The sequence below is a fragment of the Marinobacter sp. L-80 genome, from assembly GCF_056859395.1.
This window is the reverse complement of the sequence record NZ_JBSXOI010000055.1, coordinates 1-23,009: the sequence shown is the minus strand read 5'-3', so window position 1 is coordinate 23,009 and position 23,009 is coordinate 1. Positions and strand designations below refer to the sequence as shown.

At 57.5% G+C, this 23,009-nt stretch carries 18 protein-coding genes, 1 other RNA gene and 1 pseudogene; 6 read left to right on the top strand and 14 right to left on the bottom strand.

Annotated elements, in window-relative coordinates:
• Window positions 1-95 precede the first annotated feature (95 nt).
• The gene (gene ftsH / locus AC13E3_RS06905) at window positions 96-2,039 is read right to left on the bottom strand and encodes an ATP-dependent zinc metalloprotease FtsH (protein ID WP_169702170.1); all 1,944 of its coding nucleotides are present in this window, start codon (window positions 2,037-2,039) and stop codon (window positions 96-98) included.
• A gap of 386 nt (window positions 2,040-2,425) precedes the next feature.
• Between ftsH and yhbY the strand changes: the two genes are divergently transcribed.
• Window positions 2,426-2,737 carry a ribosome assembly RNA-binding protein YhbY gene (yhbY, locus tag AC13E3_RS06900; RefSeq protein ID WP_008171523.1) on the top strand — a complete coding sequence of 104 codons (312 nt, stop codon included), beginning with the start codon at window positions 2,426-2,428 and terminating at the stop codon, window positions 2,735-2,737.
• A gap of 76 nt (window positions 2,738-2,813) precedes the next feature.
• Here yhbY and greA read toward each other — a convergent pair whose 3' ends face one another.
• The 7 genes from greA to grpE all read right to left on the bottom strand — a co-directional run bounded on the left by greA (window position 2,814) and on the right by grpE (window position 12,572).
• Window positions 2,814-3,293 carry a transcription elongation factor GreA gene (gene greA, locus AC13E3_RS06895; protein ID WP_075267597.1) on the bottom strand — a complete coding sequence of 160 codons (480 nt, stop codon included), beginning with the start codon at window positions 3,291-3,293 and terminating at the stop codon, window positions 2,814-2,816.
• Between the two features lie 4 nt (window positions 3,294-3,297).
• Complete coding sequence (gene carB, locus AC13E3_RS06890) at window positions 3,298-6,516, bottom strand: carbamoyl-phosphate synthase large subunit (protein ID WP_482901848.1); 3,219 nt, start codon at window positions 6,514-6,516, stop codon at window positions 3,298-3,300.
• Between the two features lie 80 nt (window positions 6,517-6,596).
• Window positions 6,597-7,727 carry a glutamine-hydrolyzing carbamoyl-phosphate synthase small subunit gene (gene carA, locus AC13E3_RS06885; protein WP_008171520.1) on the bottom strand — a complete coding sequence of 377 codons (1,131 nt, stop codon included), beginning with the start codon at window positions 7,725-7,727 and terminating at the stop codon, window positions 6,597-6,599.
• Window positions 7,728-7,921: 194 nt separating this feature from the next.
• Complete coding sequence (gene dapB / locus AC13E3_RS06880; RefSeq protein WP_273018473.1) at window positions 7,922-8,722, bottom strand: 4-hydroxy-tetrahydrodipicolinate reductase; 801 nt, start codon at window positions 8,720-8,722, stop codon at window positions 7,922-7,924.
• Between the two features lie 26 nt (window positions 8,723-8,748).
• A complete protein-coding gene (gene dnaJ, locus AC13E3_RS06875) occupies window positions 8,749-9,876 on the bottom strand; it encodes a molecular chaperone DnaJ (protein ID WP_008171518.1) in 1,128 nt (375 codons plus the stop codon).
• Window positions 9,877-9,954: 78 nt separating this feature from the next.
• Window positions 9,955-11,880 carry a molecular chaperone DnaK gene (dnaK, locus tag AC13E3_RS06870; RefSeq protein ID WP_014578301.1) on the bottom strand — a complete coding sequence of 642 codons (1,926 nt, stop codon included), beginning with the start codon at window positions 11,878-11,880 and terminating at the stop codon, window positions 9,955-9,957.
• Between the two features lie 92 nt (window positions 11,881-11,972).
• Window positions 11,973-12,572, bottom strand: a complete 600-nt coding sequence (gene grpE, locus AC13E3_RS06865) for a nucleotide exchange factor GrpE (protein ID WP_008171515.1) — start codon at window positions 12,570-12,572, stop codon at window positions 11,973-11,975.
• Window positions 12,573-12,827: 255 nt separating this feature from the next.
• Here grpE and recN point away from each other — a divergent pair, with 255 nt between their 5' ends.
• Window positions 12,828-14,507, top strand: a complete 1,680-nt coding sequence (gene recN, locus AC13E3_RS06860; RefSeq protein ID WP_014578304.1) for a DNA repair protein RecN — start codon at window positions 12,828-12,830, stop codon at window positions 14,505-14,507.
• A 104-nt stretch (window positions 14,508-14,611) separates the two neighbouring features.
• Here recN and fur read toward each other — a convergent pair whose 3' ends face one another.
• Complete coding sequence (fur, locus tag AC13E3_RS06855) at window positions 14,612-15,022, bottom strand: ferric iron uptake transcriptional regulator (protein ID WP_008171512.1); 411 nt, start codon at window positions 15,020-15,022, stop codon at window positions 14,612-14,614.
• Window positions 15,023-15,144: 122 nt separating this feature from the next.
• On the opposite strand from fur, the gene AC13E3_RS06850 reads away from it, so the two are divergent.
• Complete coding sequence (locus tag AC13E3_RS06850) at window positions 15,145-15,471, top strand: outer membrane protein assembly factor BamE (protein ID WP_008171511.1); 327 nt, start codon at window positions 15,145-15,147, stop codon at window positions 15,469-15,471.
• Here the strand turns inward: AC13E3_RS06850 and AC13E3_RS06845 are convergent.
• The 3 genes from AC13E3_RS06845 to AC13E3_RS06835 all read right to left on the bottom strand — a co-directional run bounded on the left by AC13E3_RS06845 (window position 15,465) and on the right by AC13E3_RS06835 (window position 17,896).
• On the bottom strand, window positions 15,465-15,755 hold the full coding sequence (locus AC13E3_RS06845; protein WP_008171510.1) for an RnfH family protein: 291 nt from the start codon (window positions 15,753-15,755) through the stop codon (window positions 15,465-15,467). The genes AC13E3_RS06850 and AC13E3_RS06845 overlap by 7 nt on opposite strands.
• Complete coding sequence (locus tag AC13E3_RS06840; protein ID WP_008171509.1) at window positions 15,752-16,198, bottom strand: type II toxin-antitoxin system RatA family toxin; 447 nt, start codon at window positions 16,196-16,198, stop codon at window positions 15,752-15,754. The genes AC13E3_RS06845 and AC13E3_RS06840 overlap by 4 nt, the downstream gene beginning before the upstream one ends.
• A 72-nt stretch (window positions 16,199-16,270) precedes the next feature.
• The gene (locus AC13E3_RS06835; RefSeq protein WP_008171508.1) at window positions 16,271-17,896 is read right to left on the bottom strand and encodes a sodium-dependent transporter; all 1,626 of its coding nucleotides are present in this window, start codon (window positions 17,894-17,896) and stop codon (window positions 16,271-16,273) included.
• Window positions 17,897-18,096: 200 nt separating this feature from the next.
• Here AC13E3_RS06835 and smpB point away from each other — a divergent pair, with 200 nt between their 5' ends.
• From smpB to ssrA, 3 genes are all read left to right on the top strand, one after another.
• A complete protein-coding gene (smpB, locus tag AC13E3_RS06830; RefSeq protein ID WP_008171507.1) occupies window positions 18,097-18,576 on the top strand; it encodes an SsrA-binding protein SmpB in 480 nt (159 codons plus the stop codon).
• Between the two features lie 140 nt (window positions 18,577-18,716).
• Entirely contained in the window at window positions 18,717-20,135 is a 1,419-nt protein-coding gene (locus AC13E3_RS06825; RefSeq protein ID WP_008171504.1) for a wax ester/triacylglycerol synthase family O-acyltransferase, read from the top strand.
• Window positions 20,136-20,225: 90 nt separating this feature from the next.
• Window positions 20,226-20,590: a transfer-messenger RNA gene (gene ssrA, locus AC13E3_RS06820) on the top strand.
• Window positions 20,591-20,841: 251 nt separating this feature from the next.
• Here ssrA and AC13E3_RS06815 read toward each other — a convergent pair.
• Window positions 20,842-22,785, bottom strand: a complete 1,944-nt coding sequence (locus tag AC13E3_RS06815; protein WP_482901847.1) for a hypothetical protein — start codon at window positions 22,783-22,785, stop codon at window positions 20,842-20,844.
• Between the two features lie 88 nt (window positions 22,786-22,873).
• Window positions 22,874-23,009: pseudogene (locus AC13E3_RS06810) on the bottom strand (IS3 family transposase); the annotation flags it as partial.

The window sequence follows — 23,009 nt, the reverse complement described above, 5'->3', positions numbered from 1 at the left end:
GGCAAACCTTTTTCACAATGACAAAAACAAACGCCGCCCGGAATCCGGGCGGCGCAGGGAACTACACTCTTTTTATAACCAAAAGCTGCTAGCCGTCAGTGCTCTCCGGCCGGCCGGCCAACGCCGGGATGACGACCGTCATCGGAAGCCTTTGGCTCCGGCGCCGTCTCAGGCTCGTCGGCCTTGACACCACCAGCGGGACCACTGTCTCCCCAACCTTTCGGCGGGCGAGGTGTGCGGCCTTCCATGATGTCATCAATCTGGTGACGGTCGATGGTTTCGTACTTCATCAACGCGTCGGCCATCATGTCGAGCTTGTCCCGGTTATCGACCAGAATCTGCTTGGCTTTTTCGTAGCAGCTGTCGATGATGTTGCGAACTTCCTCATCAATGCGCTGGGCCGTTTCCGGTGAGTACACCGTCTGGGACTGACCCGCAGACCGGCCGAGGAACGGCTCTTCGCTGTCGGTATCATACTGCAACGGACCCAGCTTCTCGGACAGACCCCAACGGGTCACCATGTTGCGGGCCAGACTAGTCGCCCGCTCGATGTCGTTCGAAGCGCCGGTCGTCACACCATCAAAGCCCAGCGTCAGTTCTTCCGCGATGCGGCCACCGAACAGACTGCAAATCGAGCTGATCAGGAAGCGCTTGCTATGGCTGTACTTGTCTTCCTCGGGGAGGAACATGGTGACACCCAGAGCGCGGCCGCGCGGAATGATGCTCACCTTGTACACCGGATCATGCTCCGGCATCAGACGACCCACAATAGCGTGGCCAGACTCGTGATAAGCCGTATTCCGCTTTTCTTTCTCGCTCATCACCATGGACTTGCGCTCGGCGCCCATCATGATCTTGTCTTTGGCAAGCTCGAACTCTTCCATGGACACGAGACGCTGGTTGCGACGGGCCGCGAAGAGCGCCGCCTCGTTGACCAGGTTTGCGAGGTCCGCACCGGAGAATCCGGGCGTGCCACGAGCGATCAGAACCGGCTCGACGCCGTCCGCCAGGGGCACTTTCTTCATGTGCACCTTGAGGATCTGCTCACGACCAATGATGTCTGGCAGGCCAACAACAACCTGACGGTCGAAACGGCCCGGGCGCAACAGTGCCGGGTCGAGAACGTCGGGACGGTTGGTAGCGGCAATTACGATAACGCCTTCATTACCCTCAAAACCGTCCATCTCAACGAGCAGCTGGTTGAGCGTCTGTTCACGCTCGTCATGACCGCCACCCATGCCGGCGCCACGGTGGCGACCAACAGCATCGATCTCGTCGATGAAGATAATGCAGGGGCTTTGCTTCTTGGCCTGTTCGAACATGTCACGAACCCGGGAAGCACCCACGCCCACGAACATTTCGACAAAGTCAGAACCGGAGATGGAGAAGAAGGGCACCTTGGCTTCGCCGGCAATAGCCTTGGCGAGCAGGGTTTTACCCGTACCCGGCTGACCAACCATCAGGACACCTTTGGGGATGCTGCCGCCAAGACGCTGGAATTTGCTGGGATCTCGCAGGAAATCCACCAGTTCCTTAACATCTTCCTTGGCTTCATCAACACCGGCCACGTCCGCGAAGGTGGTCTTGATCTGGTCTTCGCTCATCAGACGCGCTTTACTCTTGCCGAACGACATGGGGCCTTTGCCGCCACCGCCGCCCTGCATCTGGCGCATGAAGAACACAAACAGTGCGATGATGATCAGTATCGGAAACGCGGCTACCAGAAGCTGTGTCCACAGGCTCTGGCGCTCAGGCTCCTTACCGATAACCTCAACGTTGTTCGCGAGCAGATCGTCCATCAGCTTGTTGTCAGACACTTGAGGACGGATTGTCTGGAACTGGGAGCCGTCACCACGGGTACCCTGAACCTGCAACCCATCGATTGTGACCTGACGGACCTGGCCTTCCTGGACCATCTCCACAAACTGGGAATAGTTGACTTGTTGGCCGGTGGTGGTGGGAGAAAAGTTCTGAAACACCATCAGCAGCACGGCGGCTATAATTAGCCAGAGAACCAGATTTTTTGCCATATCGTTCAAGGATCATCACCTGTGAATTGTAGGGTTAACCTTTCTCAAAGCACCCTTTTCTGACACCTTACACCAATTGTACGCCCGTCCACCAGAAACGGCCCATCCGTATCGGCCACACGCAGCACACAGTTTTTTAATGAAAAGTCGCCTTAACCTTCATATTGGGCGCCATATCTGAAATTACAACAGCAACCCTCAATACGCCCCCAATTCCGCGAACCTTTTGACCCTTGCCACCCGGATTGGTTCCTTCTGCTTGCTGCCCCCACGTCGATACGTGTTAACGGCCATTCTTACAGCGGAACGATCTGTTACAATTCGTCGATTATACGTTCAAGTCAGCCTTTCCGCCGCTGACCTTTTGTTAATTGCACCAATAAAGAGATTACATCATGAGTCTTTCACCGGAACAGCGCCGGGAATACCGGGCGATTGCCCACAACCTCAAGCCCGTCATCATTGTTGGCGACAAAGGCCTTTCCGAGGGACTGCAGGAAGAACTCGAGCGCGCACTGAATGATCATGAGCTGATCAAGATCAAGGTGGCGAGCCAAGACCGGGAAACCCGGCACGAGGCGATCACCGCGCTGTGCGAATCCTCTGGCGCCGAGCTCGTCCAGACCATCGGCAAGATCGCCGTAATACTGCGCCGGGCCAAAAAGCCGAATCCCAAGCTCTCCAACCTGTTGCGCCACAAACACTGATCCGCCCGGAACACAGAAACAAAAAAGCCGGCTCGGGAAAACCCCAGCCGGCTTTTTTCGTTCAGCACAGACGAGATCAGATGTACTCGACCTGCTCAATCTCGTATTCCACGGTACCGGAAGGCACGCGAATGGCGACCACATCGCCCTCGCTCTTGCCTACCAGCGCCCGCGCAATCGGTGAGGAAATCGACAGCTTGCCTGCCTTGATATCCGCCTCATCCTCACCAACGATCTTGTAGATCACCTGTTCGTCCGTATCCATGTTAAGCAGGTGTACCGTGGTGCCGAAGATCACCTTGCCGGTATTCTCGATGGTGGTCACATCGATTACCTGAGCGGCTGAAAGCTTGCCCTCGATTTCCTGGATACGGCCTTCAATAAAGCTCTGCTGCTCGCGGGCAGCATGATATTCAGCGTTCTCTTTCAGGTCGCCGTGCTCCCGGGCATCGGCAATCGCCGCAATAACCCGGGGACGATCCTCGGACTTCAGCTTCTGAAGCTCCTCGCGGAGGCGGGTCTCGCCCGCCTTTGTCATCGGTACTCTGTCAGCCATAGTCTCACTTTCCTGCGTGAAGATCCTGGAGGCGGCGTACAGTGCGCTCCGGGCCGAACTTGATGGCCCGGCAGAAGGCTTCGCCGCCCGCCAGTGTTGTTGTGTAGGTTACCTTGGTCTGCAACGCCGACTGGCGGATCTGGGCCGAGTCGGAAATGGCCTTGCGACCTTCAGTGGTATTGATGATCAGCTGAACCTGTCCGTTCTTGATGGCGTCCACAATATGCGGACGGCCTTCACGGACCTTGTTCACCCGATCAACCTCGATTCCGGCCTCTTTCAGGGCCTTGGCGGTGCCGGTGGTAGCCACAAGCTTGAAGCCGGCTTCGACCAGATCCCGGGCCACTTTTGCGGCGCCGGGCTTGTCAACATCCCGCACAGACATGAACGCAGTGCCCTTGGCCGGCAGACGCTCACCAACAGCCAACGCGGCTTTGGCGAAGGCTTCGTCGAAGCTGTCACCCAGGCCCATGACCTCACCGGTCGATTTCATTTCCGGCCCAAGGATCGGATCCACCGCCGGGAATTTGTTGAACGGGAACACCGACTCTTTCACCGCATAATAGCTGGGGATGATTTCCTGGGTGAACTCCAGCTCTTTGAGGGTCTTGCCAGCCATCACCCGGGCCGCCACCTTGGCCAGGGACACACCGATGGCCTTGGACACGAACGGCACGGTACGCGAGGCCCGCGGGTTTACCTCGATCACGTAGATCTCGCCGCCCTGCCAGGCCAGCTGCACGTTCATCAGACCGACCACATCCAGCTCGATGGCCATCTTCTTGACGGCATCGCGCATTTCGTCCTGAACCTGCTGGGACAGGGTGTACGGCGGCAGCGAGCAGGCGGAGTCACCGGAGTGAACGCCGGCCTGCTCGATATGCTGCATGATGCCACCAATGACCACGTCTTTACCGTCGGAGATGGCGTCGATGTCCACCTCAATGGCGGCGTTCAGGAAGTGGTCGAGCAGCACCGGGCTGTCGTTCGAGACCAGCACTGCGTTGCGCATGTAGCGAACCAGTTCTTCCTCGTCGTAGACGATTTCCATGGCACGACCGCCCAGCACGTAAGACGGACGCACAACCAGCGGGTAGCCGATCTCTCTGGCTGCCAGGATGCCTTCCTCGTGGCTGCGCACGGTAGCGTTTTCCGGCTGCTTCAGGCCCAGGCGGGTGATCATCTGCTGGAACCGTTCCCGGTCCTCGGCACGGTCAATGGCGTCCGGGCTGGTGCCGATGATCGGCACACCGGCCGCTTCCAGGCCACGGGCCAGTTTCAGCGGGGTCTGGCCGCCGTACTGCACAATCACGCCCTTGGGCTTCTCGACGTGAATGATTTCCAGCACGTCTTCCAGGGTGATCGGCTCGAAGTACAACCGGTCGGAGGTGTCGTAGTCGGTGGACACGGTCTCCGGGTTGCAGTTGATCATGATGGTTTCGTAGCCGTCTTCACGCATGGCCAGGGCCGCATGCACACAGCAGTAATCGAACTCAATGCCCTGGCCGATCCGGTTGGGGCCACCACCGATCACCACGATCTTCTCGCGGTCGCTGGCGTCCGACTCGCACTCTTCCTCATAGGTGGAGTACATGTACGCGGTGTCGGAGGCAAACTCGGCGGCGCAGGTATCCACGCGCTTGTACACCGGGCGGATATCCAGATCGTGGCGCAGCTTGCGCAGGCTTACCTCGGAGATGCCCAGCAGTTTCGCCAGGCGGGCATCGGAGAAGCCCTTGCGCTTGAGACGGAACAGGGTGGCCTGGTCAATGTCGGCCTTGCCGGCACTCTTCAGCGCCTGCTCTTCCCTGATCAGGTCCTCGATCTGCACCAGGTACCAGGGATCCACGTGGGTATGCTCGTGCAGGTCCTCCACCGTCATGCCAGCCCGGAAAGCGTCGCCGATGTACCAGATGCGGTCGGCACCGGGCACGTTCAGTTCGCGGGTCAGGGTTTCCTGGGAATTCTCGGAATCCAGGTCTTCGAGTTTCTCGTCAAAGCCTTCGGAACCCACTTCCAGGCCGCGCAGGGCTTTCTGCAGGGATTCCTGGAAGGTGCGGCCAATGGCCATGACCTCACCCACGGATTTCATCTGGGTGGTCAGGCGGGCGTCGGCCTGGGGGAATTTCTCGAAGGTGAACCGGGGGATCTTGGTGACCACGTAGTCGATGGACGGCTCGAACGAGGCCGGGGTGACGCCGCCGGTAATTTCGTTGCGCAGCTCATCCAGGGTGTAGCCTACCGCCAGCTTGGCCGCGACCTTGGCGATCGGGAAGCCGGTGGCCTTGGAGGCCAGTGCCGAGGAGCGGGACACCCGGGGGTTCATCTCGATGACGACCATGCGGCCGGTGTCCGGATTCATGCCGAACTGCACGTTGGAGCCGCCGGTTTCCACACCGATTTCACGCAGGACTGCCAACGAGGCGTTCCGCATGATCTGGTATTCCTTGTCGGTGAGGGTCTGGGCCGGGGCCACGGTGATGGAGTCACCGGTGTGCACACCCATGGCGTCGAAGTTCTCGATGGCACAGACGATGATGCAGTTGTCGTTTTTGTCCCGGACAACTTCCATCTCGTACTCTTTCCAGCCGATCAGGGATTCGTCGATCAGCAGTTCGTTGGTCGGGGACAGGTCCAGACCACGAGTACAGATTTCCTCGAACTCGTCGCGGTTGTAGGCGATACCGCCGCCGGAGCCGCCCATGGTGAAAGACGGGCGGATGATGCACGGGAAGCCGATGTCGTCAGCCACTTTCCAGGCTTCTTCCATGGAGTGGGCGATGGTGGCCCGCGGACACTCGAGGCCGATCTTCTTCATGGCCTTGTCGAAGCGGTCCCGGTCTTCGGCTTTATCAATGGTGTCGGCGTTGGCGCCGATCATTTCCACGCCGTGCTTTTCCAGAATGCCGTGGCGCTCGAGGTCCAGGGCACAGTTCAGTGCGGTCTGGCCGCCCATGGTGGGCAGCAGCGCATCCGGCTGCTCTTTCTCGATGATCTTCTCGACGGTCTTCCAGGTAATCGGCTCGATGTAGGTGGCATCGGCCATCACCGGGTCGGTCATGATGGTTGCCGGGTTGGAGTTAACCAGAATAACCCGGTAACCCTCTTCGCGCAGCGCCTTGCAGGCCTGGGCTCCGGAGTAATCAAACTCGCACGCCTGCCCGATCACGATGGGGCCGGCGCCCAGGATCAGGATGCTTTGGATGTCGGTACGTTTTGGCATGTCTTGGTAAACCTGTCAGCAACTTTTGAATTCTGGCAGCGCAACACGCGGCGCCCGTGAGCTTTCCGTAGCGATCGGTCTCAGGCCGATCGCGCCTCCATCAGGCGGATAAACTCGTCAAACAGCGGGGCCACATCATGGGGGCCGGGGCTGGCTTCCGGGTGGCCCTGGAAGCTGTAGGCCGGCTTGTCGGTCCGGCGAATGCCCTGCAGGGTGCCGTCAAACAGGGACTTGTGAGTCGCCTCGACATTGGCCGGCAGAGTTGCCTCATCCACGGCAAACCCGTGGTTCTGGCTGGTGATCATCACGGTGCCGGTGGCGATATCCTGAACCGGATGGTTGGCTCCGTGGTGGCCATGCCCCATCTTCATGGTCTTGGCACCGCTGGCCAGGGCCAGCAACTGGTGCCCCAGACAGATACCAAACACCGGAATCTCGGTTTCCAGCACTTCCTTGATGGCGGTGATGGCGTAATCACAGGGCTCGGGGTCCCCGGGACCATTGGACAGGAACACACCGTCCGGGTTCATCGCCAGAACCTCGGAGGCCGGAGTCTGCGCCGGCACCACGGTGATGTCGCAGCCCCGGGAGGCGAGCATGCGCAGGATGTTCAGCTTGACGCCGTAATCCCAGGCAACCACCTTGAACCGTGATTCCTCACGCTCACCGTAACCCTCGCCCAGGGTCCACTCCGTCTCTTTCCAGGACCAGATCTTGTCGGAGGTAACCTCTTTTGCCAGATCCATACCCTTGAGGCCCGGGAAGGCTTTTGCCAGTTCCAGAGCCCGCTCGGCAGTGGCGTTTTCACCGGCAACGATGGCACCGTTCTGGGAGCCCTTGTCCCGGAGGATGCGGGTCAGACGGCGGGTATCGATGTCGGCGATCCCAACAATGTTGTTGCTTCGCAGGTAATCGTCCAGAGTTCCCTTGCTACGCCAGCTGCTGGCCAGCAGAGGCAGATCGCGGATAATCAGGCCGGCGGCCTGGATGCGGTCTGACTCAATGTCTTCTTCGTTCACACCGGTGTTACCGATATGCGGGTAGGTCAGGGTCACGATCTGGCGGGAGTAGGACGGGTCGGTCAGGATTTCCTGGTAGCCGGTCATGGCGGTGTTGAACACCACTTCGCCGCTGGTTTCTCCGTCAGCGCCGATGGCTGTGCCGTAGAACAGGCTTCCGTCTGCGAGTGCAAGGATTGCTGGTGTGCTCAAGGCTTGTATCCTCATCGAGTGGCGTATCGGTTCGTCACGAACAGGAACGCAAGCGCAAATTCAGGTTGCAAAAAAGCGAGACGGAGTCTTAACTCGGTCCCGCTTTTTCAGAATCTTTGTGCAAAGGTACGCTTGGTGCAGTCAAACCGCCTTATTGTAAAAAATATGGCGCTTTGTGTCCACGAGAAATGGCCTCACTTGAGGTCCAGCACGTCCTGCATATCATAAAGCCCGGCCGGCTTATCCTTCAGCCATAAAGCGGCCCGCATGGCACCCTTGGCAAAGGTCATCCGGCTGCTGGCCTTGTGGGTCACCTCGATACGCTCACCCTCGGTGGCGAACAAGACGGTGTGATCACCCACCACATCCCCCGCCCGAATCGTTTCGAAACCGATTTCCTTGCGGGTTCGCTCGCCGGTGAAGCCCTCACGACCATAGACGGCACACTCTTTCAGGTCACGACCGAGGGCATCGGCGACGACTTCACCCATGCGCAGGGCCGTTCCCGAGGGCGCGTCTTTCTTGTGGCGGTGATGGGCTTCGATAATCTCCACGTCGTAGTCGTCACCCAGGGTTGCGGCGGCGGTGCGCAGCAGGTTGAGGACGACGTTAACACCCACGCTCATGTTGGGCGCAAACACTACGGGCGTGGACTCGGCGGCCAGAGCCAGTTGCTGCTTTTCGGCGTCGGACATGCCGGTAGTGCCGATCACGAGCATCTTGCCGTTGGCCTTGCAGAACTCGGCGTTTTCCAGAGTCAGGTCCGGGAAGGTGAAGTCGATAAGCACATCGAAATCATCCTTCACATCGGCCAGGCTGCCGGCCATTTTGACGCCGGTTTTGCCGATCCCGGTCATTTCGCCGGCATCGGCGCCGATCAGGCTACTGCCGGGCTCGACCACGGCGGCACCCAGCTCGAGACCCTCGGCGCCGTCAACGGCTTCAATCAGGACTTTTCCCATGCGCCCGGCGGCGCCGATGATTGCTACCCTCATGCTCGCGTTCCTTCTTGTCGCGCCGATCAGAATTTCATTTCGTCGAAGAAGCTTTTCACGCCTTCAAACCAGGAGGTCTTCTTCGGGCCGTGCTCTGTGCCGTTACTGGCGTCCAGAGTTTTCTGGAACTCTTCCAGCAGCTCTCTCTGGCGCTTGGTCAGATTCACCGGCGTTTCCACGATCACACGGCACAGCAAGTCACCAGCAGGACCACCACGAACCGGGCTGACACCCTTGTTACGAAGGCGGAACAGCTTGCCGGTCTGGGTCTCCGGTGGAATCTTCAGTTTCACCCGGCCATCCAGTGTCGGCACCTCGAGCTCTCCACCCAGAGAGGCATCAACGATGCTGATGGGAACTTCGCAATAGAGGTTGCGGCCATCGCGGGTAAAGATGGAATGTTCCCGCACGGCTATCTGCACATACAGATCTCCGGGAGGACCACCATCGACGCCCATCTCGCCTTCACCGGAAAGGCGAATGCGGTCGCCGGTGTCAACGCCGGGCGGCACCTTGACCGACAGTGTTTTCTCTTCCTGAACCCTGCCCTGACCGTGACAGGCCTTACAGGGGTTCTTGATGATCTGGCCGGAGCCCCGACAGGTCGGACAGGCCTGCTGTACGGTAAAGAAGCCCTGCTGCATGCGCACCTGCCCCATACCCTTACAGGTACTGCAGGTTTCCGGGCGGGAGCCTTTCTCGGCGCCGCTGCCGTCGCATACTTCACATTCGCGATGCCCCGGGATCTTGATCTGGACCGTCTTGCCTTTCACGGCCTCTTCCAGATCCAGCTCCAGGGTGTAGCGCAGGTCCGCACCCCGGGTGTTGCGGCCACGACCGCCGCCACCAAAGATGTCGCCGAATACATCGCCGAAGATATCCGAGAAGCTGGCACCGCCGCCTCCGAATCCGCCGCCTCCGGCCTGGCCGTCAACGCCCGCGTGGCCGAACTGGTCGTAGGCAGCCCGCTTGGACGGCTCTGCCAGTACTTCGTAGGCTTCGCTGGCCTCCTTGAACTTGTTCTCGGCTTCGGTGTCGTCCGGGTTACGGTCGGGGTGGTACTTCATGGCGAGCTTTCGGTAGGCTCGCTTGATTTCCTTCTCGTCCGCGTCCCGGGAAATCCCGAGAATCTCGTAATAATCGCGCTTGGCCATGCTTTTAAAACCCTGTTTTTAAACGCGGAAAACGCGGGGATCTCCCCGCGTTTTCCAACTACCTGATGTACGTCAGATTTATCGCTTGTCGTCGTCTTTGACTTCTTCGAACTCAGCGTCGACAGCATCGTCAGACTTCTGGCCCTGGGCTTCTTCCTGCCCACCGGCTTGCTGGGTCTGATCCGCCTGATCTGCATACATCTTCTGGGCCAGCTCGGAAGAGACCTCGGTCAGCTTCTGAGTCTTGGCTTCGATGTCTTCCTTGTCGGAACCTTCCAGAGCGGTTTCGAGCTCCTTGATGGACGCTTCGATGGACTCTTTCTCGCTGTCGCTGACCTTGTCACCGGCTTCGTTCAATGTCTTGCGAACGGCGTGAACCATCGCGTCGCCCTGGTTGCGAACCTGGACAAGCTCTTCGAACTTGCGATCTTCCTCGGCGTTGGCCTCGGCGTCCTGCACCATCTTCTCGATTTCGTCATCGTTCAGACCGGAAGAGGCCTTGATCACGATTGACTGCTCTTTACCGGTCGCCTTGTCTTTGGCGGACACGTTCAGGATACCGTTGGCGTCGATATCGAAGGTAACTTCAATCTGCGGCACACCACGCGCTGCCGGCGGAATATCAGCCAGATCGAAACGGCCCAGCGATTTGTTCTGGGCAGCCTGCTTACGCTCACCCTGAACCACGTGAATGGTTACCGCGGTCTGGTTGTCGTCCGCTGTGGAGAACGTCTGCGACTTCTTGGTCGGAATCGTGGTGTTCTTGTCGATCAGCGGAGTTGCCACACCGCCCATGGTTTCAATACCCAGGGTCAGCGGGGTTACGTCCAGCAGCAGAACGTCCTTCACATCACCGGAGAGAACGGCCGCCTGGATGGCAGCACCCATCGCCACAGCTTCGTCCGGGTTAACGTCCTTGCGAGCTTCTTTGCCGAAGAACTCTTTCACTTTTTCCTGCACCAGCGGCATGCGGGTCTGACCGCCGACCAGGATAACCTCGTCGACTTCGCCTGCCTTCATGCCTGCGTCCTGCAGCGCTACTTTACACGGCTCGAGGCTGCGCTGAACCAGGTCTTCTACCAGAGATTCCAGCTTGGCACGGGTCAGTTTCACGTTCATGTGCTTGGGACCAGACGCGTCTGCGGTGATGTACGGCAGGTTAACGTCGGTCTGCTGGCTGCTGGAAAGCTCGATCTTGGCTTTCTCGCCCGCTTCTTTCAGACGCTGCATCGCCAGGGAATCGCCGCGCAGGTCGATACCGCTGTCTTTCTTGAACTGGTCTGCCAGGTACTCGATGATCTTGAGGTCGAAGTCTTCACCACCGAGGAAGGTGTCACCGTTGGTGGCCAGAACCTCGAACTGGTGCTCACCGTCAACATCGGCAATTTCGATGATGGACAGGTCAAAGGTACCACCCCCCAGGTCATATACCGCCACGGTACGATCGCCGCTCTTCTTGTCCAGGCCATAAGCCAGGGCTGCTGCGGTCGGCTCGTTGATGATGCGCTTCACTTCCAGCCCGGCGATCTTGCCTGCGTCCTTGGTGGCCTGACGCTGGCTGTCGTTGAAGTAGGCCGGAACAGTGATGACGGCTTCGGTCACTTTTTCGCCCAGGTAGTCTTCTGCAGTCTTCTTCATCTTCTTGAGAACTTCTGCAGACACCTGCGGCGGCGCCATTTTCTCGCCCTTCACTTCAACCCAGGCATCACCGTTGTCTGCCTTGGCAATCTTGTAGGGCACCATCTTGATGTCTTTCTGGACTACATCGTCTTCAAAACGACGACCGATCAGACGCTTGATGGCGTACAGGGTGTTGTTCGGGTTGGTAACCGCCTGGCGCTTGGCTGACTGGCCAACCAGGGTCTCACCATCGTCGGTGTAGGCGATGATGGACGGGGTGGTGCGATCACCCTCGGCGTTCTCGATTACCTTCACCTTGTCGCCATCCATGATGGCTACACAAGAGTTGGTCGTTCCCAGGTCGATACCGATAATCTTGCTCATTGAGTCACTCCAATTCTTCTGAATGCTTTCCAGGAGGCCATTTGCCTCCGCTTTCGCTATTTACTGGCTATATTGGCGCTTTAATCGGCTTTTCAAGCCTGCTCATCAATTTTTGGTGCATCTTCCGCTTTCGCGACCACCACCATGGCCGGCCGCACAACACGACCATTCAGCAGATACCCTTTCTGCACCACGGCTACCACGCTGTTCGGCTCGGCATCCGGCGCAGGCACCATGGACATGGCCTCGTGATGCTGGGGATCGAAGGGTGCGCCCACCGGGTTGATCTGCTCAACGTTGAATTTCTTCAGGCTGGACATGAAAAGACTCAGGGTCATTTCCACGCCTTCGCGAATTGAGGCAACCAGTTCGCCGGACTCATCGTGACCCTCGGTGCTCTCGACCGCCTTCTCAAGGCTGTCAGCTACCGGCAACAGCTCCTTGACGAACTTTTCCAGGGCAAACTTGTGCGCCTTCTCAACGTCGATCTCGGCCCGACGGCGCACGTTCTGCATTTCCGCCTGGGAGCGCAGCATCTGCTCCTGGAATTCCTGAACCTGAGCCTGGAGCGCTTCCACTTCGGAGGTTTCGTTGTCGCCGGCTTCGCCTTCAGCGGCCTGGGCCTCCTCTTTCGCAGCCTCGAGGGCTTCGTTCAGTTCCTCGTGCTCGTTGCGGTTCTCGTCAGTGCTCATGGCTACTCCTGCTTCATCTAAAGCGGCCCGCTGTCAGTGGCCGGTTAAACATGGGCTCCGGCCGCCTCGAGCCGGAAAATGTCGTTGCGAACGGATATGGGGCCCGCTCTCCAGGTTTCAACCACCAAAGCCTGCAATCCTGAAGAAAATACCTGCCTCAGGTTTGCAAACCACAAAAACCCTGTATATATTCACAGTCACTGTATACATCCACAGTGTTTTGCCGGTTTCAGGAACAACGCGGAGGTTATCTGCATGCTGACTCAACTTACGGTTTCCAATTACGCCATCGCTGAACGAGTGGAACTCCAGTTCAGCAAAGGCATGACCGCATTGACCGGCGAGACCGGCGCCGGAAAATCCATCGTTCTGGACGCCCTCGGCCTGGCCATGGGTGGCAGAGCCGATGCCGGCGCCGTCCGGCATGGTGCCAAACGCGCCGACATCACAGCGACCTTCGACGTATCCGGAATTCCTGAGGCAACCGAATGGTTGGCAGAACACGAGCTGGATGACGACAACGATTGCATCCTGCGCCGGGTCATCAGCAAGGATGGCCGCTCCCGCGCCTACATCAATGGCCAACCCTGCCCCCTGAACCACCTCAAGGAACTGGGCGGTGTGTTAATGGATATTCACAGCCAGCATCAGCACCAATCTCTTTTGCGCAAGGAAACCCACCGCAAGCTGGTGGACGAGTTCGCCGGCGTTGAGACCCTGGCCGCTGAAACACGGGAAGCCTGGAAATCCTGGAACCAGATCCGCCAGCGGCTGACCGAACGCCAGCAGAATGCCGATGAAGCAGAGGCCAAACTCCAGCTTTTGCGATATCAAGTGGAAGAACTGGATCGTCTTGCACTGGAAGCGGGCGAGCAGGAAAACCTGGAACAGGAACAGGCGCAGCTCAGCCAGGCGGATACGGTTCTGCACAACAGCCATCAGGCCGCCCTGCTTTGCACCGAAGATGAAACCAGCGCAGTGGATCTGGTGCGCCAGGCGTTACAGCAGCTGGAGCAGCTTCCGGTGGACGTTCCTGCACTGGCGGACACGATCCAGATGCTGAACGAAGCCCAGATCCAGATCAGTGAGGCCGGCGACAACCTTCGCCATTTCGTCGAGGACTACGAGGCCGACCCAGCTCGACTGGCGGAAGTGGAAGAACGGCTGAGCGCCATCTACCAGATGGCCCGCAAACACCGGATCACACCGGAAGAATTACCGGAACTGCATCAGCGCCTGAGTGCCGAGCTGGCCGAGCTGGACGGTGGCGAGGGCAGCCTGGAGCAGCTGGCCGCAGAGCTGGACAGCCAGCGCGGACGCTTCGATGAGCTGGCCGCGGAGCTGTCAGAGGCCCGTGCCAGGGCCGCCGCCGAACTGGATCAGCGGGTCGCAGCGGAGCTCACCCAGTTAAGCATGCCCAACATGCAGTTCATTACACACCTGAACCGCAGCAACGGTGGGGAGCCAGCGCCCCACGGACTGGAAGAGATTGAATTCCTGGTCAGCGCCAACCCGGGGCAACCTGCGCGGCCACTGGCCAAAGTAGCCTCCGGCGGCGAACTGTCGCGAATCAGCCTTGCCATCCAGGTGGTGGTTGCCCAGACATCAACCACACCCACACTGGTCTTCGATGAAGTGGATGTCGGCATTGGCGGCGGCACGGCCGAGGTGGTTGGCCGACTGTTACGGACTCTTGGCGGCAACGGACAGGTGCTCTGCGTCACCCACCTGCCGCAAGTGGCGGCCCAGTGTCATCAGCACCTGTTTGTCAGCAAGTTTACCGAGCAGGATGCCACCTTCTCGAAAATCGAGACGCTGGACGATCAGGGCAGAATCAGTGAAGTGGCGAGAATGCTGGGAGGCGTGGACATGACCGAACATACGATCGCTCATGCCAGGGAAATGTTTTCAAAGGGGCAGGCAACCCATCACTGAGCCGCGAGCAACTATCCACTACCCCTCTCGATCCTGAGAGCTGTTGGGGCGGGCCATAAACCCGCCCCTTTTTTCGTTCCTTGAGCCAACGGCCCGAGCCAGGCTCAGGACTTGATCGGCTTTACGTACAGAATCAGGCTGTGATCGACGATTTCGTAACCGTGCTCTTCGGCAATCTTCTTTTGTCGCTCTTCAATGACCTCGTCGACAAACTCGACTACCTCACCCGTCTGGGTGCACACCATATGGTCGTGGTGGTCGTCGCCAGCCATCTCGAACACGGCATGGCCGCCCTCAAAATTATGGCGCAGTACCAGCCCTGCTGCTTCAAACTGCGTCAGTACCCGGTAGACTGTTGCCAGCCCCACGTCATCGCCTTGCTCCAGAAGCTTCTTGTATACATCTTCGGCACTGAGGTGATGCTCCTCCGCGGTCTCCAGAATATTGAAGATTTTGACCCGCGGCAGAGTCACTTTCAGACCGACTTTTCGTAATTCGGCGTTTTCGGATGACATGTTACTATTCACTCTTTGGTGTGCCTCACGGCTTCCGGTATGATGAAGCCGCCATTGAACGGTTAACCCGTGTCACACCTGCCTCTGGCAGGCGATTTCAAGATAGAGGATTTCCCCCGGCGATGCAAAAGCTCACAGCTCTCATTCTCACTTTCGTTCTATCCGGTTGCGTTTTCCCGGGCGTCTACAAAATCAACGTCCAGCAGGGAAACATCGTTACCGATGAGGAGCTGACGCAACTGACCGAGGGCATGCCACGCAGCCAGGTGCACGCAGTGATGGGAACACCGCTCATGCTCAACCCGGTTGACCCCTCCCGCGAATACTACGTGTACACCTTCCAGAGAGAAGGCGGGGACATCCAGGAACAGCGAATCATCGTGTACTACGAAGAAGACCAGTACGCCTATTACGAGGCACAACTGCTGGAAGAAACGCCGGCCTACTGAGCCTGATCTTTCTTTTTCGCCCGATTCAGTCGCGCCTGCTTCGGATCGATCTTCAGCGGGCGATACAGTTCCACCCGGTCACCTTCACGCAGTTCGTGGGCGGCCGGGTCCTTGATCACCTTCCCGAACACGCCCATATCAATCGTATCCGGATCGATCTCCGGAAAAATATCGCTGATCCCGGACAGCTTGGCCGCTTCCAGCGCGGTCGTGCCCTCGGGCACATTTACCGGCACAATTTCCTGCCGGTCAGGCCGGGCATAGGCCACTTCCACCTGAATCATGCACCCTCCTTCCGGTAAAGCTCATCAGCGCGCCGGCAAAAGGCATCCACCATCGTATTGGCCGCCTGACTGAATACCGGCCCGAAGGTCATCCTTGAAAGCGATCCGGAGAACTCGAACTCCAGGGTCAGGATCACCTTGCAGGCGTTCTCATCCAGGGATTTGAAATGCCAGCGACCGGTCAGGTTGCGAAAAGGGCCATCCACCAGGTTCATCTCGATCGCCTCCGGCATCAGCAACTGATTCCGGGTCGTAAGCGTATGCCGCACCCCACCCTTGGCAATTTCAAGCGACGCTGTCACCTGCTCGGGCTGGCGCTCATGAATCTCCGCGCCAGCGCACCAGGGGAGAAACTCCGGGTAACGGGCGATGTCATTCACCAGGTGAAACATGCGCTCGGCGGAGTGCATAACCAAAGCTGTTTTATCAATCTGATGGGGCATTGGAACCGGTTGTCCTGCTTGCAAACACGCTGTGAAAAGGTTGCAGACTTCTGGAAAGGAAGAGAGCCTCAATCACACGCTATCATAAAGGATATCGTCCTGTTTTGGGGCTTTTTCGCCTGACTTACCACCATTTTCCTTCACCTCCGGCGACTTCTGATCTGACGCGGGCGCTGTCTTCTCGGCCTCGGCGGCTTTCTCCTCCGGCTCGGCCGGCGTAGCGGCAAAAGGCCGATCTCTCGCTGCCACTTCCCCGTCTTCCGAGACCATGGCAGCAGGCTGATCGCACCAGGCTGCAACATTGCCGTTGCTGCACAGGTTAGCCAGTGAAAAGGCCGTGTACTGGATCCCTATCCAGGCAACCACGAGGGGCAGCACCAGGCGCATCACCCAGAACCAGATGCCGGCGAACAATCTTGGCGTTGCGCCGAGCATGGTACCCGAAAGGTGCCGGGTCAGGCACCAGCCGGTAAACAGCGCAATCAAGATGGCCACGAGCGGGATCAGCAATCCACCGGTGATCAGCTCCAGCCAGCGGAACATGGTGGCGCCGCCCATCCGCTCCTCGGCCCAGACATTAAACGACAGCAGAGACGCGAGCCCCGCCAGCCACACCGACAGACCAATCAGCAGCACCGAAAGCGCCCTGGGCGCCCCGGTCCACTCACGGAACCAGCCCACGATGGGCTCCAGCAGATTCAGGGATGTGGTCCAGACAATCAGCACCACCAGCAGAAAAACAGCGGCGATCACGAACTGGCTCGCGGGCAACTGGGCCAGCGTGACCGGCATGGAAACAAAGAGCAGGCTGAAGCCCCGTTCACCATCAAAGCTGTTGCCGTCTGTTGCGATCGCGAAGATCATCAGGCCAGCCAGAATCGCCACCAGGGTATCCATCAGCACCACGGCCAGAATCGAACGCTTCAGACGGGTTTGAGGCGTGGTGTACGAGCCCAGTATCGCCCAGACACCCATACCGAGCCCGAGCGTAAAAAAGGCATGAAACAATGCGGCTTTCAGGCTTTCCCAGGAAAGGTCCTCGGGATGCATGGCCAGAATGTGGCTGATGGCCCCGTCGATCCGACCATGCCAGGCAGCCAGGGCGAACAGCACGAGCATCAGCACCAGGGCGCCCGGCACAACCACCCTCAGGGCCCTTTCCAGCCCCCTCACTACGCCCTGCGCTGAGACCCAGAGCACCAGTAGCAGAAAGAAGATATGCCAGCCCATGAATACCCGGTACTGCCTGGGGTCGGACACCAGCCCCGCCAGAATCCCGGTTGCCTCTGCCTCACCGGCGCCGGAGAAACGGCCAAGTGCGCCGAAGAACACGTAAGCCAGAGCAATGGATCCGAAGACTGCCGTAAACGAGAGCACCAGAAAGGCGGCCAGTATGCTGAGCCGGCCAACCGCCATCCAGGCCCGGGACTGCCTGGCACTGCGAATGAGCCCGTCCATAGCCAGCACAATGCCGTGGCGGGAATACCGACCAACAGCCGCTTCAGTAACCATCAGAGGCAGAGTCACCAGCAGCAGGCAGGCGAGGTAAAGCAGGATGAACAAGCCACCACCATGCAGACTGGCCAGATAAGGGAACTGCCACAGGTTGGCAAGACCCACGGTAGCGCCCACCGCGGCCCAGAAGAAGGTTGATTTTCGGGTAAAGGACCCGATATGTGTCTGATACGGCGTAGGCATTCGCTTCCCTGAGGCCACTCAACAGGTCGGGGAGAAAGTCTGGGCCAGTATTGTAGCTGAAGGATCCCGTCGCGCACGAACCGGACACCGCCACAACGCCGAATTCGTGACCGGTCCGCCACTGTTGGGCTACAATGCGCCTTTTTCCGGCTGCAGCAACGCCGGCCCGTTCATTCGTCCGACCCCGGATTCATTGATTCATGAGCAAGAAAAAACCCGGAACGCCGAGCAATACCATTGCGCTGAACAAAAAGGCGAAGCACGAGTATCACATTGAGGAACGCTTTGAAGCGGGTCTCTCCCTGCTGGGCTGGGAAGTGAAGTCCCTGCGTGCGGGCAAGGCCCAGCTGGTGGACGCCTATGTGCTGCTCAAGGACGGCGAAGCCTGGTTGCTCGGCTCTCACATTACCCCGTTGATTGCGGCGTCCACCCACGTGATCGCAGACCCCACGCGCACCCGCAAGCTGCTGCTGCACGCCAAGGAAATTGCCAAGATCGTGGGCAAGGTCAACCAGGCCGGCTACACCTGCATTCCGCTGGCGTTGTACTGGAAAAACAACAAGGTCAAATGCGAAATCGCCCTGGTAAAAGGCAAGAAGCTGTTCGACAAGCGCGCCACCGAGAAAGAACGCGACTGGAACCGCCAGAAGCAACGCATCCTGCGCGAAACCAACGTTTGATCCTGCCCGCCACCAATTAACAAATACCTGACGCCGGTCATGGCCGGCGTGAACGGGTATGTCGCATACTCACTCTCTTTGTTCAGAATTCCATCGGGCCTATACTCGGGAACTCTGGTGCATGGCAAAGGGAGCCGCTTATGTCACCCAAACAGACACCCATGTCCGCCGTAGACCGCGCGTGGCTACGCATGGACACCCCCCAGAACCCCATGATGATCTGCGGGGTTTGGACACTGGAACGGCCGGTTTCCATGAGCCGCCTCAGGCACACGCTTGAAGAGCGATTCCTGTGCTTCAACCGATTCCGGCAACGGGTCATAGACACCGGAGACCGGGCTTACTGGCAGGACGACCCGCTGTTCTACCTGGACAACCACCTGCACCGCATCGCCCTACCCGGCAAGGCAGACAAAGCCGAACTCCAGAAACTGGTCAGTGACATGAACAGCACCTCGCTGGATTTCCGGCAACCGCTCTGGCAAATGCACTACATCGACAATTACGGCGACGGCGGTGCGCTGCTGATCCGCATTCACCACTGCATCGCCGATGGCATCTCGCTGGTTCGTGTGATGCTGTCACTGACCGACAAAACGCCGGAACCCCGGCTGGGCAAAGTGGCCCGCAAGCGTCGCTCCAAACCCGGCAGGAAATCGGCCATCCAGAACTTTCTGCACCGTGCCGTGGATAGCGCGCAGACAGCCACCAACCAAGCCAGACTGTTTATCCAGTCCGTCCGTGAGGAGCCCAACTACCCGTTAAAACTGGCCACCACCGCCAGCGGTGTCGCCCTTGACCTCCTGAAACTGGGCCTGGCGCCCGGCGAACCCAAAACCGGACTGAAAGAGCCGTTATCCGGGCGCAAGCAAGTGGCCTGGGCCGATCCCCTCGACCTTGCCGAGGTAAAGGCCTGTGCCAAGGCTCTGGGGGGCACCATCAACGATGCCCTCCTTTGCACCGTTACAGGCGCCTTGCAGAGACATTTTGCCGCCCACAAAGAAACCATCCCCGAGTGCGGCATTCGGGTCGCCGTACCGTTCAATCTGCGGCCTCTTGATCAGCCCATCGAAACCCTCGGCAACAAGTTCGGGCTCGTACTGGTTACCCTGCCGGTGGAAGTGAGGGACCCGCTCATGTGCTTCCGCCAGGTGCAGGAGAACATGAACCGGCTCAAACAGTCCTATCAGGCCCAGGTTACCTACAGCCTGCTTGATATCTTCGGGCGCGGCCCCGATGTTATCGAACGAAGGGCCTTGGATCTGCTCAGCAACAAGGCCTCGGCGGTACTGACCAACGTGCCCGGCCCGAAAGAGCCCCTGTATCTGGCGGGCAGCAAGCTGACCCAGCCCATGTTCTGGGTTCCCCAGAGCGGCAGCATCGGTATCGGCATGAGTATTCTCAGTTATGCCGGCACCGTGCAATTCGGCATCACCGTGGACAAGGCGATTCACGCGGATCCGGACGCCGTGATGGGCTACTTCCGGGAAAGCTTCGAGGCCCTGAGCCACGAGGCCCTGGCAGGCCGACATGACGCCATTGAGCGCAAGGCCAGCTAGGGTTCTAGGTACATCTACAGCCCCGAAAGCACAAAACTGCAACAAAGAAACCTTGAAGTCCGGCAAACCGGACACATATACTGAAGGTAAGGGGACGACATGGCTTCGACGCCGGTGGCGAACCCTTGAGTGCATGTCGAGATGGCAGCCAATCTCGTTAATCCAAAGCTGCAACGCAATAGTCGCAAACGACGAAAACTACGCACTAGCAGCGTAAGCTGCTAGTCGTCCTGACCGGGTCGCCCGTAGCCCGGAAGCAACATCTCAGGACGTCATCGCTTACGGGATGCTCCGTTACCCAGAGTTCACTGGTTAACGGCTAAGATTTAAAGAACTCGGTTCTTGCACCCTGACTCTCGGGTCGCTTGAACTTAAATCAATAGAGAGACGCTAAACATGTAGACCTCAAGGCTGAGTACTGGCGGACGCGGGTTCAATTCCCGCCGTCTCCACCAAACAAAGATACAAATCAAGCACCTAAGGGTGCTTTTTTTGTTTTACCATCCAAAACCCCATCCAAAAGAATTTGGTAGCTTTCAGCTCCCATGTGATCTGACGACAGTCCCTTCAGACCTGCAACACTCCGTCGATCTCCAACTCTTCCAGGCCAGGTTTATACTTGTGACAAAATCATCACTTTATCCAAAGCGGCAGGCAATACCGTCTTGAGCGCGGTGGTTTGAAAAGAGTACGCTCTTGTCCATCTTTACTCGGATATTTGGCCTCGGATCTCCAGTTCTTGGATGAGCAACTCTAACTGAAGTCGTAGTGATTTCACTTCGTTCTTGAGCTCTTCGTCATCGGGCGTGGATATTTGCTGTTGAAGCAGTGCGGTGATGGCCTGCTGGGTTGCGATTTGAGCAGCACTGTTCGAAATACTCGCTTCGTAACCAGACAGGTTCTGTTGAGCCTGAACAAGACCTAGCTGAGATTGCAGTATGGCAGTGTCAATATTCGCTTCTGCGGTTCCAGCGGTTTTCCCAAATTCAATCTCTTTCGAAAGAAGCCTTTGCTGGCTTTCAAGTAAGTCGAGCTCTTGTTCAACAGCTTGAAGCTCGAGATATGCGTCGCTATTGAATCCTCTTAAATCAAGCTCGCTCTGCAAAACTTCTTTCTTTTTCGTAAGAATCTCCGCCTGGTCTTTCAGGTAAGTTTTCGCGAAGGTCTGTCGCTGCTGCACTAAATCAAGCCGCGCCTTCTCAGCTGTTGCTACGGTTTCAATATAGTTGGAGCTTGCGACATCAAGCGCCGACGATATCTCATTGCCAGATGACGTGAAATCATACTTCGCTGTAGTAATAAAACCGTCATCGTTAATGGTCAGTTGTAGATCTCGTTTTGACCAAGCATTTTCCTCATATGCGATTCTTCCGATTGGTGAGTCTGGAGCAATAACATTCACAACTTCAGATAAGCTAGCTTTCCATTGGACGGGTGTTTTTTCCGAGGAAGAAGATCCATTGAATGGACGCTCTGGGGGTTGTGCAGCGAAGAGCTTAAATACAAAAGGCTCTGGATCGCGATAGGCGATAAAGGCTTCGTCTGTGGTGTCAGCGCGAGTAAGGGATGTCGCCACTGACTGATTAATTCTTTCAAGAACGGGCGCTACACCAATTTCTTCAAACTCGGCCAAGTCGAGAGTGCCATCCGAAGTTGTGTCGACGATGATATCTGAAATCGCATAGCTTCGATTAAGCGTTTCAGCTTCTGGCGGTTTGACTCCGTAGTTTGATTTGATTTTCTTATCCGACGCATTGATGTAGCCGGTATAACGCGAAAGTTGACGCTCTAGTTTTGTTTTAAGCTGTTCTTCGAGGGCGATGCTTTCAAGCAAGCTTTTCTTTTCTTTTGCGCTCTCAGAACTCGCTGCTTTTTTGGTCATTTCCTCGATATTCTGCTGAGAGGCCGTAACTCCCTTTTTCAAGCGGTCGACCGCTTGGAACCACTCAGGTTTAATCCGGCCTGTTAGCAAGCCGATAACCTGGGTTTCTGGCATCAGCGGGGTGACAATTTCGTTAAGCCCAGCTGCAGAAATCAATTTTGCTCTAACCGCTTCACAGCTTTCGTCGATAGGCACCCCGAAAAGATTAAACTTTTCGTTTTGGGGTAAGAGACTAGTATCTGTTGGGAGCACGGACGGGACTGAAGTCGTGTAGCCGATGACCCTTGCTAAAAACTTAGCGCTAGTCTTTAGTGCTTCTCCTGCCTTTCCCGTTAGTTTGGCGTTCACGGATTTCAGAAGCCCACGTTCGTTTCTTATCAGCGTAACGGATCCATCGGCAAAAGTGCCCGGTTCAATCTGGATTGAATACACTTGGCTGGTATCTGCGATGGTCTCAAATTCTGAATCTAATACTCTTGAGACTGAATAAGCAACGCCGGTGGAATAACAGGTTTCAAGGAATCCCTGAGTAATAATGGAGAGGCGTTCGTTCGCCTTCATAGTCACGACCGCTGTTTGATTGAAAACAGCGTCAGAGGGGAAGGTTGTCGTTTTCTCCACCTCAAGGTTAAGGCGACTGACTGGGAGAGAATAGCGAAACCCGTTGGCAGCGGTATCGAGGGGTGTTGTTATTGTGGTACCTGCACAGCCAACTAGAAAAAATAAACCAACCGAAAGTATCGCTTTTTGCACGGATAAATCCTCCATGATGTCGATGTCCCCAACCCACTCCCTGTTGAGGTGAAGTTTTTATAATGGCACATAATTGTAATTTGTGTAGGCGCGCAGTCGGGTTCTACCCCGTTTCCACGGACGGTTTTAAAACGGCGAACAGTTTTCTGTCCTGAGCAGCAACTCTACGTCGCATCCTAGGATTATGGAACCGCTCAATGTAATCGAAGACATCAGCTCGTGCTTCATTTTGGGTTCGG

Excerpts from the sequence above, each read along its gene's own strand:
- dnaJ (WP_008171518.1), bottom strand. The coding sequence starts at position 9,876 with ATGGCCAAGCGCGATTATTACGAGATTCTCGGGATTTCCCGGGACGCG.
- fur (WP_008171512.1), bottom strand. The coding sequence starts at position 15,022 with ATGTCATCCGAAAACGCCGAATTACGAAAAGTCGGTCTGAAAGTGACT.
- yhbY (WP_008171523.1), top strand. The coding sequence starts at position 2,426 with ATGAGTCTTTCACCGGAACAGCGCCGGGAATACCGGGCGATTGCCCAC.
- AC13E3_RS06840 (WP_008171509.1), bottom strand. The coding sequence starts at position 16,198 with ATGCCCCATCAGATTGATAAAACAGCTTTGGTTATGCACTCCGCCGAG.
- AC13E3_RS06815 (WP_482901847.1), bottom strand. The coding sequence starts at position 22,785 with ATGGAGGATTTATCCGTGCAAAAAGCGATACTTTCGGTTGGTTTATTT.
- AC13E3_RS06850 (WP_008171511.1), top strand. The coding sequence starts at position 15,145 with ATGCAAAAGCTCACAGCTCTCATTCTCACTTTCGTTCTATCCGGTTGC.
- smpB (WP_008171507.1), top strand. The coding sequence starts at position 18,097 with ATGAGCAAGAAAAAACCCGGAACGCCGAGCAATACCATTGCGCTGAAC.
- grpE (WP_008171515.1), bottom strand. The coding sequence starts at position 12,572 with ATGAGCACTGACGAGAACCGCAACGAGCACGAGGAACTGAACGAAGCC.
- greA (WP_075267597.1), bottom strand. The coding sequence starts at position 3,293 with ATGGCTGACAGAGTACCGATGACAAAGGCGGGCGAGACCCGCCTCCGC.
- carB (WP_482901848.1), bottom strand. The coding sequence starts at position 6,516 with ATGCCAAAACGTACCGACATCCAAAGCATCCTGATCCTGGGCGCCGGC.
- recN (WP_014578304.1), top strand. The coding sequence starts at position 12,828 with ATGCTGACTCAACTTACGGTTTCCAATTACGCCATCGCTGAACGAGTG.
- AC13E3_RS06845 (WP_008171510.1), bottom strand. The coding sequence starts at position 15,755 with ATGATTCAGGTGGAAGTGGCCTATGCCCGGCCTGACCGGCAGGAAATT.
- dnaK (WP_014578301.1), bottom strand. The coding sequence starts at position 11,880 with ATGAGCAAGATTATCGGTATCGACCTGGGAACGACCAACTCTTGTGTA.
- AC13E3_RS06835 (WP_008171508.1), bottom strand. The coding sequence starts at position 17,896 with ATGCCTACGCCGTATCAGACACATATCGGGTCCTTTACCCGAAAATCA.
- AC13E3_RS06825 (WP_008171504.1), top strand. The coding sequence starts at position 18,717 with ATGTCACCCAAACAGACACCCATGTCCGCCGTAGACCGCGCGTGGCTA.
- dapB (WP_273018473.1), bottom strand. The coding sequence starts at position 8,722 with ATGAGGGTAGCAATCATCGGCGCCGCCGGGCGCATGGGAAAAGTCCTG.